This window comes from Bradyrhizobium sp. WSM4872, from assembly GCF_055811715.1.
Genome location: NZ_JBVVPT010000013.1, coordinates 52,986 through 67,303, shown reverse-complemented (window position 1 = coordinate 67,303; position 14,318 = coordinate 52,986). Strand labels below are relative to the sequence as shown.

13 protein-coding genes are annotated in these 14,318 nt (G+C 64.8%); 7 read left to right on the top strand and 6 right to left on the bottom strand.

What is annotated here, in order from left to right; all coding sequences use genetic code 11:
- Positions 1 to 159 precede the first annotated feature (159 nt).
- On the top strand, positions 160 to 3,669 hold the full coding sequence (locus AC0L3C_RS19180) for a PAS domain-containing hybrid sensor histidine kinase/response regulator (protein ID WP_473284251.1): 3,510 nt from the start codon (positions 160 to 162) through the stop codon (positions 3,667 to 3,669).
- Positions 3,670 to 3,673: 4 nt separating this feature from the next.
- Here the strand turns inward: AC0L3C_RS19180 and AC0L3C_RS19175 are convergent, their stop codons facing one another.
- Both AC0L3C_RS19175 and AC0L3C_RS19170 read right to left on the bottom strand, forming a co-directional pair.
- A complete protein-coding gene (locus tag AC0L3C_RS19175; RefSeq protein WP_473408697.1) occupies positions 3,674 to 4,705 on the bottom strand; it encodes an alpha/beta fold hydrolase in 1,032 nt (343 codons plus the stop codon).
- Between the two features lie 1,076 nt (positions 4,706 to 5,781).
- Positions 5,782 to 6,453 carry a response regulator gene (locus AC0L3C_RS19170; protein WP_473261036.1) on the bottom strand — a complete coding sequence of 224 codons (672 nt, stop codon included), beginning with the start codon at positions 6,451 to 6,453 and terminating at the stop codon, positions 5,782 to 5,784.
- A 343-nt stretch (positions 6,454 to 6,796) separates the two neighbouring features.
- On the opposite strand from AC0L3C_RS19170, the gene AC0L3C_RS19165 reads away from it, so the two are divergent.
- Positions 6,797 to 8,422 carry an MFS transporter gene (locus AC0L3C_RS19165; RefSeq protein WP_473261039.1) on the top strand — a complete coding sequence of 542 codons (1,626 nt, stop codon included), beginning with the start codon at positions 6,797 to 6,799 and terminating at the stop codon, positions 8,420 to 8,422.
- Between the two features lie 127 nt (positions 8,423 to 8,549).
- Here the strand turns inward: AC0L3C_RS19165 and AC0L3C_RS19160 are convergent, their stop codons facing one another.
- Both AC0L3C_RS19160 and AC0L3C_RS19155 read right to left on the bottom strand, forming a co-directional pair.
- Complete coding sequence (locus AC0L3C_RS19160; protein WP_473261041.1) at positions 8,550 to 9,029, bottom strand: secondary thiamine-phosphate synthase enzyme YjbQ; 480 nt, start codon at positions 9,027 to 9,029, stop codon at positions 8,550 to 8,552.
- A 150-nt stretch (positions 9,030 to 9,179) separates the two neighbouring features.
- Complete coding sequence (locus tag AC0L3C_RS19155; RefSeq protein ID WP_473408696.1) at positions 9,180 to 9,716, bottom strand: hypothetical protein; 537 nt, start codon at positions 9,714 to 9,716, stop codon at positions 9,180 to 9,182.
- A 391-nt stretch (positions 9,717 to 10,107) separates the two neighbouring features.
- Between AC0L3C_RS19155 and AC0L3C_RS19150 the strand changes: the two genes are divergently transcribed.
- From AC0L3C_RS19150 to AC0L3C_RS19130, 5 genes are all read left to right on the top strand, one after another.
- Positions 10,108 to 10,482, top strand: a complete 375-nt coding sequence (locus AC0L3C_RS19150) for an AtpZ/AtpI family protein (protein ID WP_007599457.1) — start codon at positions 10,108 to 10,110, stop codon at positions 10,480 to 10,482.
- 113 nt (positions 10,483 to 10,595) lie between these two features.
- On the top strand, positions 10,596 to 11,345 hold the full coding sequence (locus tag AC0L3C_RS19145) for a F0F1 ATP synthase subunit A (RefSeq protein WP_007605089.1): 750 nt from the start codon (positions 10,596 to 10,598) through the stop codon (positions 11,343 to 11,345).
- Positions 11,346 to 11,398: 53 nt separating this feature from the next.
- The gene (locus AC0L3C_RS19140; RefSeq protein WP_007599451.1) at positions 11,399 to 11,629 is read left to right on the top strand and encodes a F0F1 ATP synthase subunit C; all 231 of its coding nucleotides are present in this window, start codon (positions 11,399 to 11,401) and stop codon (positions 11,627 to 11,629) included.
- A 60-nt stretch (positions 11,630 to 11,689) separates the two neighbouring features.
- The gene (locus AC0L3C_RS19135) at positions 11,690 to 12,256 is read left to right on the top strand and encodes a F0F1 ATP synthase subunit B family protein (RefSeq protein ID WP_473261045.1); all 567 of its coding nucleotides are present in this window, start codon (positions 11,690 to 11,692) and stop codon (positions 12,254 to 12,256) included.
- 5 nt (positions 12,257 to 12,261) lie between these two features.
- Complete coding sequence (locus AC0L3C_RS19130; RefSeq protein WP_473261048.1) at positions 12,262 to 12,747, top strand: F0F1 ATP synthase subunit B family protein; 486 nt, start codon at positions 12,262 to 12,264, stop codon at positions 12,745 to 12,747.
- A 200-nt stretch (positions 12,748 to 12,947) separates the two neighbouring features.
- On the opposite strand, the gene AC0L3C_RS19125 is transcribed toward AC0L3C_RS19130, so the two are convergent.
- On the bottom strand, positions 12,948 to 13,601 hold the full coding sequence (locus AC0L3C_RS19125) for a hypothetical protein (RefSeq protein WP_473408695.1): 654 nt from the start codon (positions 13,599 to 13,601) through the stop codon (positions 12,948 to 12,950).
- 125 nt (positions 13,602 to 13,726) lie between these two features.
- Positions 13,727 to 14,314 (bottom strand): GNAT family N-acetyltransferase, encoded by a 588-nt coding sequence (locus tag AC0L3C_RS19120; RefSeq protein ID WP_007605081.1) that lies wholly within the window; start codon positions 14,312 to 14,314, stop codon positions 13,727 to 13,729.
- Between the last annotated feature and the right edge of the window lie 4 nt (positions 14,315 to 14,318).

Below are 14,318 nucleotides of genomic sequence, written 5' to 3'. Positions count from 1 at the left end.
CGAGGGTGAGCGGGCAGCTCGCCCCACCGCTTAACGACAACCCCGGTTCCCGCACCCACACGGCATTTCGCTGTCGCCTCCACCCGTCCAACGCGCTAGATTTACAGCGAAAATGAGATCGGGCGCGGCCAGCGCGCCCCCGGGAGAAGCACGCTCGCCATGCTGCACGATTGGGGCGTGATCGCCGCCGCCTTCGGCTATATCGGCTTTCTGTTCCTGGTGGCGAGCCATGGCGACCGCCGCAGGCCGGCCGGGCGCGGCCGCGCCTCGGGGCTGATCTATCCGCTGTCGCTGGCGATCTACTGCACCTCCTGGACCTTCTTCGGCTCGGTCGGCTTCGCCACCCGCACCTCCACCGACTTCCTCGCGATCTATGTCGGCCCGATCCTGATGATCGGGTTAGGGGCCGGCGTCCTCCGCCGCGTGATCCAGCTCGCGAAGGCCCACAACATCACCTCGATCGCCGACTTCATCGGAGCGCGCTACGGCAAGAGCCAGGCGGTGGCGGCAACCGTCGCGCTGATCGCCATCATCGGCTCGGTGCCCTACATCGCACTCCAGCTCAAGGCGGTCGCCTCCTCGCTCGAAACCATCCTGAGCGAAGACCAGGCCTTCTCCCACATCCCGATCTTCGGCGACGTGGCGCTGATGGTGACGCTGGCGATGGCGGCCTTTGCCGTGCTGTTCGGCACGCGGCAGACCGACGCCACCGAGCACCAGCACGGCCTGATGCTGGCGGTCGCAACCGAATCCATCATCAAGCTCGTCGCCTTCCTCGCCGCGGGCATCTTCGTCACCTTCTGGATGTTCTCGCCGCACGAGCTGATCGAGCGCGCGATGAAGACGCCGGAGGCGGTGCGCGTCATCAACTATTCGCCGTCGATCGGCAACTTCCTGACCATGACGCTGCTGTCCCTGTGCGCGATCATGCTGCTGCCGCGCCAGTTCCACGTCAGCGTGGTCGAGAATTCCTCGGACGCCGAGGTCGGCCGCGCGCGCTGGCTGTTCCCGCTCTATCTCGTCGCCATCAATCTGTTCGTGATCCCGATCGCGCTCGCCGGCCTCGTCAGCTTCCCGTTCGGCGCCGCCGATCCCGATATGTACGTGCTGGCGCTGCCGATGGAGGGCGGCGCGGATCTGCTCAGCGTCGCCGTCTTCGTCGGCGGCCTGTCGGCGGCGACCGCGATGGTGATCGTCGAATGCGTCGCGCTCTCCATCATGGTCTCGAACGATCTCGTGGTGCCCCTGGTGCTGCAACGACGGCCCGAGGGGCGCACCGGCGGCGCCGATTTCAGCGACTTCCTGCTGCGTTCGCGCCGGCTCGCGATCTTCGCCATCATGGTGATGGCCTATTTCTACTACCGCGCGCTCGGCAACACCCAGCTTGTGGCGATCGGTCTGCTGTCTTTTGCCGCCATCGCCCAGCTTGCACCGAGCTTCTTCGGCGGACTGCTGTGGCGGCGCGCGACCGCGCGCGGCGCGATCGGCGGCATGCTGGTCGGCTTCGCGGTGTGGCTCTACACGCTGTTCATCCCGAGCTTCATGGATACTTCGACGGCCGGCATCCTGCTGCTCCAGCACGGCCCGTTCGGAATCGAGGCGCTGCGGCCGCAGGCGTTGTTCGGCGCCGATTTGCCGCCGCTGATGCACGGGGTGGTCTGGTCGCTGTCGCTCAATATCCTCACTTATGTGCTGCTGTCGCTGGCGCGCCGGCCGTCGTCGATCGAGCTGGTGCAGGCCGATCTGTTCGTCCCCAACACGCTCGCGCCGATCTCCCCGAACTTCCGCCGTTGGCGCACCACCGTCACGGTGCAGGACATCCAGACCACGGTGGCGCAATATCTCGGGCCTGACCGCGCACGGCATTCGTTCGAGGCATTCTCCGCGCGGCGCAATGTGCGGCTGGAGTCCGGGGCGCCCGCCGATTTCGAGCTGCTGCAGCATGCCGAGCACCTGATCGCGTCCTCGATCGGTGCGGCCTCCTCGCGTCTGGTGATGTCGCTGCTGCTGCGCAAACGGACGGTGTCGGCGAAGGCTGCGCTCAAGCTGCTCGACGATTCCCATGCGGCGCTTCATTTCAACCGCGAGATCCTCCAGACTGCGCTCAACCATGTGCGCCAGGGCATCGCGGTGTTCGATGCCGATCTGCAACTGATCTGCTCCAACCGGCAGTTCGGCGATCTCCTCAACGTTCCCCCGCATTTCATCCAGTTCGGCACGCCGTTGCGTGAAATCCTGGAATTCATGGGCGTGAGCGAGCCGGCCGATCCGATCGAGCGCGAGGCCATGCTGGAGCGCCGGCTGGTGGCCTACACCACCGACGGCGAGCCCTATCTCGAGCGCCTGCCCGATCGTCACATGGTGATCGAGATCTTGACCAACCGCATGCCCGGCGGCGGCTTCGTCATCACCTTCACCGACGTCACGCCCACGTTCGAGGCGGCCGAAGCGCTGGAGCGCGCCAATGCGACGCTGGAGAAGCGGGTGCGCGACCGCACCGAGGAGCTGACCCGGCTGAATTCCGAGCTGGCGCTGGCCAAGAGCGCGGCCGAAGACGCCAGCATCTCCAAGACGCGCTTTCTCGCCGCCGCCAGCCACGACATTCTCCAGCCGCTGAACGCGGCGCGGCTCTATGTCACGAGCCTGGTCGAGCGTCAGCACAGCGGCGAGGAGACGCGGCTGGTCGAGAACATCGACGAATCGCTCCAGGCGATCGAGGAGATCCTCGGCGCGCTGCTCGACATCTCCAGGCTCGACGCCGGCGCGATGACGACCTCCATCTCGAGCTTCAAGATGGCCGATCTGATGCGCTCGCTGGAGATCGAATTCGCGCCGATCGCACGCGCCAAGAATCTGGCGCTCGTCTTCGTGCCATGCTCGCTGCCCGTCGAGTCGGATCGTCTCCTGCTGCGGCGGCTGCTCCAGAACCTGATCTCCAACGCGATCAAATATACCCCGCGGGGGCGCGTGCTGGTCGGCTGCCGCCGCCATGGCGCCTCGCTCAAGATCTGCGTCTACGACACCGGCGTCGGCATCCCGACGGTCAAGCGCGGCGAGATCTTCAAGGAATTCCACCGCCTCGAGCAGGGCGCTCGGATCGCCCGCGGCCTCGGCCTTGGCCTGTCGATCGTCGAGCGGTTGGCGCGCGTGCTCAAGCACGACATCGCCATCGATTCCAATGTCGGCGGCGGCTCTGTGTTTTCCGTGACGGCGCCGACGGCGAAGGCGATCACCCACACCGCGGCCGTGACCAGCGCAACGCCGCTCGCACGCACCTCGATCTCGGGGACCCTGATCGTCTGCATCGAGAACGACGCCGCGATCCTCGACGGCATGCGCACGCTGCTGAAGGCGTGGGACGCCGAAGTGATCGCGGTCGCCGATCCCGAGGGCGCGATCGCCGCGATCGAAGCCGCCGGCCGCCGCGTGACCGGCCTGCTCGTCGATTATCATCTCGACCGCGGCAACGGCATCGCCGCGATCCGCGACATCCGCCGCCGCTTCGGTGACGGCATCCCCGCGATCCTGATCACCGCCGACCGCAGCCCCGCCGTGCAAATGGCCGCGCGCGATGAAAAGGTCGCGGTGCTCAACAAGCCGGTCAAGCCGGCCTCGCTGCGCGCCCTGCTCGGCCAGTGGCGCACGCAGCAGATGGTGGCGGCAGAGTAGCGGGTCAGGCACCGCCGTCGGCGTCGATGACGGCCTTGGCAAAGGCTTGCGGTGCTTCCTGCGGCAGATTGTGGCCGATGCCGCCGGTAATCAGGCGATAGTCGTAGCGGCCCGAGAACTTCTTGGCATAGGCGTTTGGATCGGGATGCGGCGCGCCGTTGGCGTCGCCTTCCATCGTGATGGTTGGGACGCTGATCACCGGAGCTGTCGCAAGTTTCTTTTCGAGCTCCTCGTATTTGGCTTCGCCCTGGGCGAGCCCGAGCCGCCAGCGGTAATTGTGGATCGTGATCGCGACGTGATCCTTGTTGTCCAGCGCCGCCGCGCTCCGGTCGAAGGTGGCGTCGTCGAACTTCCACTGCGGCGAGGCCAGCTTCCAGATCAGCTTGGCGAAATCATGCGTGTATTTCTCGTATCCGGCGCGGCCGCGCTCGGTCGCGAAATAAAACTGGTACCACCATAGCAGCTCGGCCGACGGCGGCAGCGGCGCGTTGCCCGCGGCCTGGCTGGAGATCAGATAGCCGCTGACCGACACCAGCGCGCGGCACCGCTCCGGCCACAGCGCGGCGATGATGTCGGCGGTGCGCGCGCCCCAATCGAAACCGGCGACCACCGCCTTTTTGATCTCGAGCTTGTCCATCAGCGCGATGATGTCGGCAGCCATTGCTGCCGGCTCGCCGTTTCGCGGTGTCTCCTCGGAGAGGAAGTGGGTCGAGCCGTAGCCACGCAAATAAGGGATAATGACGCGATAGCCGGCCTTCGCCAGGATCGGCGCGACGTCGACGAAGGCATGAATGTCGTAGGGCCAGCCGTGCAGCAGGATCGCGACCGGACCGTTCGCAGGACCGGCCTCCGCGTAACCGACGTTGAGGACGCCGGCATCGATCTGCTTGATCGCGCCGAACGACGCATTCGTTGCGGCCGAGCGCGGCGCTTCCGATTCGGCGCGGGCGAGGCCGATCACGCCGAGGCCGGCGGCGACAGTTCCCGCGGCGACGCCGAAAAACTGGCGCCGGTGCTGATCGATGATCTGTTTCATGATGCTGCTCCCTCGTTGATCGGTCGTGCACTGACTAGCAGCGGCGACCGCGAGACACCCGTTTGGAGTTGTGAGAAGTTGTGAGGTTCCGGTTCCAGCATCTGCGGCCCGATTGCTGGGGCGGCAAACTGGTTCTCCAACCAGCGCTGTCATTCCCGGCAAAAGCGGGAATCCAGTACGCCGCGGCGTCTCGATTCCACCACAGGCGTCTCTGGAATACTGGATCGTCCGCCTGCGCGGACGATGACACCGAGCGCGAGGCGACGCACATGCGCTCGCCTTCTCGCGGCGCGTTTCGCCCGAGCTTTGCTTCGTCACTCCGCCTTCTTGACCAAGAGGGCGCAGGGAAGGCCGGGTGCCGGCTGGCACCCGCGGTCCGCTGCGCGAAAATGTAGCGCAAGGAAACCGCACAGCAGCATACAGGTGTAGCCAATCACTCGGCCTTCCCTGCGCGATGGTTGGACGGCTTATGCCGTGATCTCCCGGGAGCCGAGTTCCTGCTGGCCTCCCTCGTCCCAACGAAATTCACCGACACCGCGCCGGTTGACGCAGATGCCGCATTCGCCGGGGCTTGACCGTAGCAACGACGGCCAGGACCACACGGTTTTGCCGTACGCACGGCCCGCCATTTCGCCGCAGTTTTTCCAGCCCTGTCGACGGAGCCGGAAACTTACAGACGAGACGAAGCCTGACAGCGCCGCTCGTCGGAACGAAGCCTTGGGCTCACGGAGAGCAATCCGCCCTGCCCACGCCTCTCGCACCCGAACGCTGCCGCGTCCACCGCAAGCCCGGCTCGCGAACGTGACGACCACAAGATCGCCCCTCAAGAATGAGCCGGGATGAACAACACATACGCCAATTCCGAATTTCGGTAAAGCGGAATATATTCGCGTGAGCGGATTGACAGAGGCGACACAGAGGAGGTCCGGTAGCCCGGATGGAGCGAAGCGTAATCCGGGAAGGTGCCGATGCGGGGCGAGCGGCCCCGGATTGCGCTACGCTTCCGCCCTCGCTCTTAGAGCAGCGGCGGACAAGCCATCCGGGCTACGACCACGGGCCGTCCGCTCGCTACAGCCTCACCCCGTCGGGGTGCCCTGCTTCCATTGGCCGCCGGCGATTTTCGCGGCGGCGATCACGGCCTGGGTCCGGCTTTCGACGCCGAGCTTTTGCAGGATGGCTGAGACATGCGCCTTGATGGTGGCCTCGGAGACGCCGAGCTCATAGGCGATCTGCTTGTTGAGCAATCCCTCCGACAGCATCATCAGAACCCGGACCTGCTGCGGCGTCAGCGTCACCAGCCGGTCGCGCAGGCGCGTCATGTCGGGGTCGGCGACCGCCGACAGATCAGTGTCGGCGGGAACCCAGACGTCGCCCTCCATCACCTTGAGGATGGCGTCGCGCAGGGTCTCGACGCCGAAGCGCTTCGGGATGAAGCCGGAGGCGCCGAAATCCAGCGAGCGGCGGATCGTGGCGCTGTCGTCGGAAGCCGAGACGATCACCACCGGAATGGCCGGATATTGCGCGCGCAGATAGATCAGGCCGGAAAAGCCGGAAATCCCGGGCATCGAGAGGTCGAGCAGGATCAGGTCGACGTCGGAGGTCTGTTCCAAAAGCTTGGTCAGATCCTCGAACGATCCAGCCTCATCGATCCTGGCCGAGCTCAGGACGCCTGCCACCGCCTGCCGCAGCGCGTCGCGGAACAATGGATGGTCATCGGCAATGACGAGATGGGTCGAGGGAGCGTTCATCGTTCTCTTGCTGGCAATCGCACCGGGCCAGTAAGCCGGCGCGGGGCCCTGGTCAATTCTTTCCCGACCAGCCGTGGCATGCAAGTGGACATTATCCCTTTGCGGCAACGGGGTTAATCCACAGGTCGGCACTATGTTGCCGGATGGAACGCCCGCGGCGTCAGGTGCGCGTCAGTGCGAAAGGCCGAAAGTCGTATTGGGGCGGGTTTCACGCCAATGTTACCTTGGGGGCAAGGCTTGGGTTGATCCGGCATGACCGGACATCCAGGGCGCGAGGAAACGATTTTTCGGGGAGCGACTCAACATGTCGACAATGGCTGTGTCTCAAGCAGGCGCGGGAGGGATGACGAAGGACGAACGGTTCGTCATTCTCGCCTCCTCGCTCGGTACCGTCTTCGAGTGGTACGATTTCTATCTCTACGGTTCGCTGGCCGGCATCATCGGCGCGCAGTTCTTCTCGGCCTATCCGCCGGCAACCCGCGACATCTTCGCGCTGCTGGCCTTCGCGGCGGGCTTCCTGGTGCGCCCGTTCGGCGCGATCGTGTTCGGCCGTGTCGGCGACATCGTCGGCCGCAAATACACCTTCCTCGTCACCATCCTGATCATGGGTCTGTCGACCTTCATCGTCGGCCTGCTGCCCAATGCGGCGACCATCGGCATCGCGGCCCCGATCATCCTGATCGCGCTGCGTCTCGCCCAGGGCCTCGCGCTCGGCGGTGAATATGGCGGTGCGGCGACCTACGTCGCGGAGCATGCTCCGAACGGCAAGCGCGGCTACTACACCTCCTTCATCCAGACCACGGCGACTCTCGGACTGTTCCTGTCGCTGCTGGTGATCCTGTTCACGCGCTCCGCGCTCGGCGAACCCGACTTCGCAGCCTGGGGCTGGCGCATTCCATTCCTGGTCTCGGTGCTGCTGCTTGGCGTCTCGGTCTGGATCCGGCTTCGCCTCAACGAATCCCCGATCTTCCAGAAGATGAAGGACGAGGGGAAGAGCTCGAAGGCCCCGCTGACGGAAGCCTTCGGCAATTGGCAGAACGGCAAGCTCGTGCTGCTGGCGTTGCTTGGCGGCGTGATGGGCCAGGGCGTGGTCTGGTACACCGGCCAGTTCTACGCGCTGTTCTTCCTGCAATCGATCCTCAAGGTCGACGGCTACACCGCCAACCTGCTGATCGCCTGGTCGCTCCTGCTCGGGACCGGCTTCTTCATCGTGTTCGGCATGCTCTCCGACAAGATCGGCCGCAAGCCGATCATCCTCGGCGGCTGTCTGATCGCGGCGCTGACCTTCTTCCCGATCTTCAAGATGATCACCACCAACGCCAACCCGGCGCTGGAAAAGGCGATCGAGTCGGTCAAGGTCGACGTGGTGGCGGATCCCGCAGGTTGCGGCGACCTGTTCAACCCGGTCGGCACCCGCGTCTTCACCTCGCCTTGCGACACCGCACGTGCCTACCTGTCGCAGTCGTCGGTCAAGTACGGGACCACGCCAGGTGCGGCCGGATCCGGCGTGAAGGTGATGGTCAACGGCAAGGAAGTCGCCTACGCCAACGCCAAGGACGGCAATCCGGCGGTCCTCGCCGCCGTGCAGGCAGCCGGATATCCGAAGGCCGGTGATGCGGGCATCGTGAAGATGGCGCATCCGTTCGACATCTTCCGTCCGCAGGTGGCGGCGGTCGTCGGACTGCTGTTCGTCCTGGTGATCTTCGTCACCATGGTCTACGGCCCGATCGCCGCGATGCTGGTCGAACTGTTCCCGACCCGCATCCGCTACACCTCGATGTCGCTGCCCTACCACATCGGTAACGGCTGGTTCGGCGGCCTGCTGCCGGCGACCGCCTTCGCCATCGTGGCCTCGACGGGCGATATCTATGCGGGCCTCTGGTATCCGGTCATCTTCGCGTCGATTACCGTCGTGATCGGCTTGTTCTTCCTGCCGGAGACCAAGGACGTCGATATCAAGACGACCTGATCGACGCAGATCCAGATCAACGCCAACCGGCCGCGGTCTCCGCGGCCGGTTTTGTTTTGAACTCCGGATTCTTTATATTGACGCGTTTTCTTGACGCGAACCGGGATCCACTTCGCTCGAAAACGCTCTACTGATTGCTGCCGAGGAATTGCAGCACCACCTCGCGCCGGTGCGGACGGGCGCGATGCTCGATCAGATAGATCGCCTGCCAGGTGCCAAGCGCGAGCCTGCCGTTCAGCACCGGCACCTGGAGCGATGTCCCCGTCAGCATGGTTTTGATATGCGCCGGCATGTCGTCCGGCCCTTCGGTGTCGTGCGTCCAGCCCGCATCTTCATCGTCGGGCGCGAGCCGCGTCAGCACCGTAGTGAGATCGACCAGCACCGATGGATCGGCATTCTCCTGGATTGTCAGAGACGCCGAGGTGTGACGGATGAACAGCGTGAGCACGCCGTCCCGCGCATGAACGTCGGCGATGAACCGCGCCGCCTCGGCGGTGAGGTCGCTGAAGCCGCGCCCCGGCGTCTGCACAGTCAGCAGCGACGATGCGATGGTGGTGGCCGGCCCCGACCGCGGCGCCGAGCGCGAGATGGATTTGGCTGACGTCATGAGGGCTCCCGTTACGTCGTCCTGGCGAAAGCCAGGACCCATTACCCCAAATGCTCGTGATGACGAGAAGTTGGCCACGCGCACCGAGAAAAACAGAGAGGCTGCGGCGTATGGGTCCTGGCTTTCGCCAGGACGACACCGAGGGACCCGCTAAATCCTCCCCGACACGTCCTTCTGCACGCGGTTGGCCATGTCGATCAGCCGACGCCAGGCCCTTTCCAGGAATGACATCACGCGATCGACGTCCTGGTCGCTCGGCAGCGGGATCTCGATCCTGCGGTCGCCCTCGGCGGCCTTTGGTTCTCGTGCTTGCGGCTCCGCCTTCTTGAGCGGATCGGTTTTCGGCAGTGCCTCGTCGATCTTGCCTGACACGGTCGGCCCCGCCGCAAGCCGTCCCTTCAGCGTCTCGACTTCGGCCTGGAGCCTGCCGATCTCGGCGTCGAGCGCGGCACGTTCATCGGGTACCGCGTAGCAGGCCCAGCCGGCGCTGCTCTTGGTGCACGTCGACACCGTCCCGGTGCGGGTGTCGAGCCGCAGCACGCCCTCGGGGATGGGGGTCATGCTGTAGCGGCCGTTTTCGCTGTCGGGCGCAGATTGCGCGGCCAGGCCGCCGGCGCTGACGGCCATCGCCGCGGCGAACGCCGCCGCCGCAAGCCATGATGCTGTGGATGAATTCGCTGCTCTCATCGCATTCTCCGCCACGACGCGCCGCTAGCACTTCCAAAGATGGCGCTCATAAAGGTGGCACTTCTCGCAAATTCTACACCCCGGCGAGGCGATCCGCCGCCCAAAACGCGCCTCTGAGATGAACGATCGCGGCGCCCCCTTTGATCCCTGCCACTGGGCGAAATGGCGACTGCGTCCGCCGATCAAGCGGAGACCTGCTGCGGTGCGGCGTCACGCTGTGTGCAGCGCTACCGCTCGCGTCAATATTTCCAGATAAATCAGACACATAACGGGAATGGACACAATCGTGACTTGGCTTGACTTGATTATGGGCCATCAGTATGGTCCGCGCGGCTTTTGAGGGTGGCGGGCGTAATTTCCATTCAGCCGCGGCGTTTCGAGTCTTCGTTGCATGACACAGGGCACGGGACACGGCGAGAATGGAGATCGCGATAGATCGCCCGAGGAAGCTGCGCTTTCCGATCGGCTCGGAAATCTTGATCAGCGGTTGTCCGAATTTCGCGGCCGCCACGTCAAGACCGAGCAACCCGCAGGTGACGGTGAAGACAGAGCGGCCAGAGCCTCGGCGATGGCGCTTGGTTTCCGGTTATCCTCCGAGTTGGTCGCCGGGGTCGTTGTCGGAGCGGGGATTGGCTGGGGTTTCGACCGCTTGCTGTCGACGTCGCCTTTCGGATTCATCGTGTTCCTGCTGCTGGGCTTCGTCGCCGGCGTGGTGAATGTGGTGAGAACGGCAGGCGCGGGTCAAAACAGGCGCGGTGGTTCTTAAGCGATCCACTCCAGGAGAGGAATGATCGTGCCGGCTCGAGCCGGTACGGGCCGGCCTGACCGGCAGACCGAGACCCGCCGGCATCGCCCGGCAGACCAAGAGATGCCGCGCTGATGAAAATCGATCCGATCCACCAGTTCAACATCGAGCCTCTCTTCACCCTGGGCCATATCGGCAATCACACGATCGCCTTCACCAATTCGTCGCTCTACATGCTGGTGGCGGTAGCGATCATCTCGATCCTGATGCTCGCCAGCGGCACGCAGCTGGTTCCCGGGCGACTCCAATCGGTCGCCGAGATCTCCTACGAATTCGTGGCCTCGACCATCCGCTCGACGGCCGGCGCGGAAGGCATGAAGTTCTTCCCGCTGATCTTCTCGCTGTTCATGTTCATCTGCGTCTCGAATCTGGTCGGCATTATCCCCTACACCTTCACGATCTCGAGCCATCTGATCGTCACCGCGGCACTCGCGCTGCTGGTCTTCTTCACGGTGCTGATCTACGGCGTTGCCAAGAACGGCCTGAAATTCTTCTCGATCTTCGTGCCCCACGGCGTCCCCGGCTACATCCTGCCGCTGGTGATGTTCATCGAGATCCTGTCGTTCTTCCTGCGGCCGGTCTCCCACAGCGTTCGTCTGTTCGCCAACATGCTGGCCGGCCACATCGCGCTGAAGGTGTTCGCGGGCTTCGTCGCCATGCTCGGCTTCTCGCTCGGCGCCCTTGGCTGGGTCGGCGGCGTGCTGCCGCTGGCGCTCACGGTCGCGCTGTACGCTCTCGAGATTCTGGTCGCATTCCTGCAAGCCTATGTGTTTGCGATCCTGACCTGCATCTACCTCAACGACGCCATTCATCCGGGACACTGAGCGGTCCGGGGAATTTCCACCCAAAACCCAATCTTTCTTCCAAGGAGTCTAAAATGGATCCGGCAGCAGCAAAACTTATCGGCGCGGGCATCGCATGCATCGGCATGGGCGGCGCAGGCGTCGGCGTCGGCGTGATCTTCGGCAACTATCTCGCCGCAGCCGTTCGCAACCCCTCGGCCGCTCAGGGCCAGTTCGGCAATCTGATCTTCGGCTTCGCCGTGACCGAAGCGCTCGGCATTTTCTCGCTGCTGATCGCGCTGCTGCTGCTGTTCGTTCCCCTCTGAGAACGATTTTTCGCGCCGCTTCAACCGAAGCGACGCGCATGACAGCAACAGGAGTACTCCATGGCTGAAAGTCATGGCGGCGCAAAAGGTCCGGCGGCGGGCGCTCACACCGAGGCTGACGGTGGTCACCACGGTGGCGGTTTTCCGCCGTTCGAGAGCGGCACTTATGCTTCACAGCTGGTGTCGCTCGCGATCTTCTTCGTCGCGCTTTACGTGATCGTGTCCAAGCTCGCTCTGCCGCGCGTCGGCGGTGCGATCGAGGCGCGTCAGAACAAGATCGAGGGCGACCTCGCCGAAGCGCAGAAGCTGAAGGACCAGTCCGAAGCGGCGCTGAAGGCCTATGAAAGCGAGCTTGCTTCGGCACGCTCGCGCGCGCAGGCCATCGGCAACGAATCCCGCGACAAGGCGAATGCGCAGGCGGACGCCGAGCGCAAGGCGCTGGAAGAGCAACTGGCGGCCAAGCTCGCCGAGGCGGAGAAGACCATCGCCTCGACCCGTGCGACCGCCATGAGCAACGTCCGCGGCATCGCGGCCGATGCGGCAGGCAGCATCGTGCAGCAGCTCACCGGCGTGGTTCCGGACGCGGCGTTGGTCAATGCCGCCGTTGATGCGTCCTTGAAGGGTTAATCGATATGTTCTTCGATCCTGAAACGTGGGTCGCCATCGCCTTCGTGATCCTGATGGTCGGGTTCGGCTATCTCGGGGTCTTCAAGAAGGCCATGACTGCCCTCGATCATCGCGCCGATCGCATCAAGGCCGAGCTCGACGACGCGACGCGCCTCAAGCAGGAAGCCGCCAAGGTGCTCGCCGACTACAAGGCGCGCACCGCCTCGGCCGAACGCGAGGCCGCCGACATCATCGCAAACGCGAAGAGCGAAGCCGAGCGCATCGCAACCGAGGCCAAGGCCAAGGTGGAAGATTTCGTCGCTCGCCGCACCAAGACCGCGGAGGGCAAGATCGCGCTCGCCGAGGCCCAGGCAGTCGCCGATGTGCGCGCCGCAGCCGCCGAAGCCGCCGTCCAGGCCGCCTCCACGATCCTGTCGCAGTCGGTCAAGGGCCAGGTCGCCGACGATCTGCTCGCCAAGGGCATCACCGAAGTCAGGCAGAAGCTGAACTGAGGGGCCTCGCCTTCACCCATCAAAAAGCCGGCGCGATGAGCGCCGGCTTTTTTGTTTGTCGGGCACGGCATCGGCAAATCTGATGTCATCGCCCGCGAAGGCGGGCGATCCAGTATTCCAGAGACAGTCCTGATCAATCGAGAAGCCGCGGCGTACTGGATGCCCCGCCTTCGCGGGGCATGACGACTATCTTTACGTGGCTACTTCTTCTTCGCCCGCGCCTTCGGCTCGGGCGACAGCGCCTGCGGATCGAAGCCGACATAGAAGATGTAGCTATCGGCGTCCTTGGCCGGAGGCATCGGATAGACCAGATCCTCGGCCACGAAGGTGAACGGCACGCTGCCGCCCTCCGACATTCCGACCGTGGTCCGGTAGGCCTTGGAAGCGATCACCTTCTCGCCGACACCGCCTTGCACCACGGCGACGCGCAGCGGCACCTCGACGCTCGCAGGCGCGCCGGCGGGACCGGCAATGACGCGGCCCTGGATACCGATCCGGGCCGTGATGTCGCCGCCATTGCGGGCGCATTCGCGCGCCATCTTGGTGATGGTGGCCTGGAAGCGGATCTCGTTGCCGACGGCCGGCTTGCCGGTGGCACCGACCGCGTAGGTGGAGGCTCCGGCACGCACCGTGACCTGCGGGCAATCAAGATCGTCATCAGCCGCCGGCTGGCCTGGTGCAGGCGCCGGCTTGGGTTGGGCCGGCTCGTCCGACTTGCCGCCGAACAGGCCCTTGAATCGATCGGTCAGCGACTGCGCCGCGACCGGCGAAATGGAGACCAGCGCAACTGACAACGCCAGCGCGACCGCTGCCCCCCGCCGCAACGCATTCCGCGATGACCGAAGCTCCTGCACCCTCAACGCCCATACTCCATGACAACATCCCGGCCGATCACCGGCCGGCTTGCGCCGTTATATCGTCAAAACCGGCGAACCCAAGGCAGGCACACAGCAGACTTTGGTCACATGAATGAACGGACTCAGCCGCGGAAATCCTCGTGCAGCAGGCCGAACAGCAAATGGTCCTGCCAGATCCCGTTGATGCAGAGATAGCGGCGCGCCAGCCCCTCGCGGGAGAAACCGCACTTCTCCAGCACCCGGATCGACGGCGCATTGGTCGGGATGCAGGCGGCCTCGACCCGGTGCAGATTGAGCTCGCCGAACAGCGTTGGCAGCAGCACCCGCAGTGCGGCCGTCATGTAGCCGCGCTGGGCGTGGGGCTTCCCGACCCAATAGCCGATGGTGCCGGCCTGGACGATGCCGCGGCGGACATTGGCGAGCGTGATGCCGCCGACCATGGCGCCGTCGAGCTCCCGGAAGATCAGAAAGGGATAGGACCGGTCCGCGGCGATGTCCTCGGAATAGCGCCGCAGGCGACGGCGGAAACCGGAGCGCGTGAGATCGTCCGACGGCCAGATCGGCTCCCAGGGCGTCAGGTAATCGCGGCTGGACTCGCGCAGATGGGCCCATTGCAGGAAATCCGACATCTGCGGCGCGCGTAGCAACAGGCCGTTGCCGCGCGGCGCGAGAGCGGCGGGTCCACTGGATGGCAGGCGGAAGAGGGCCATGGTG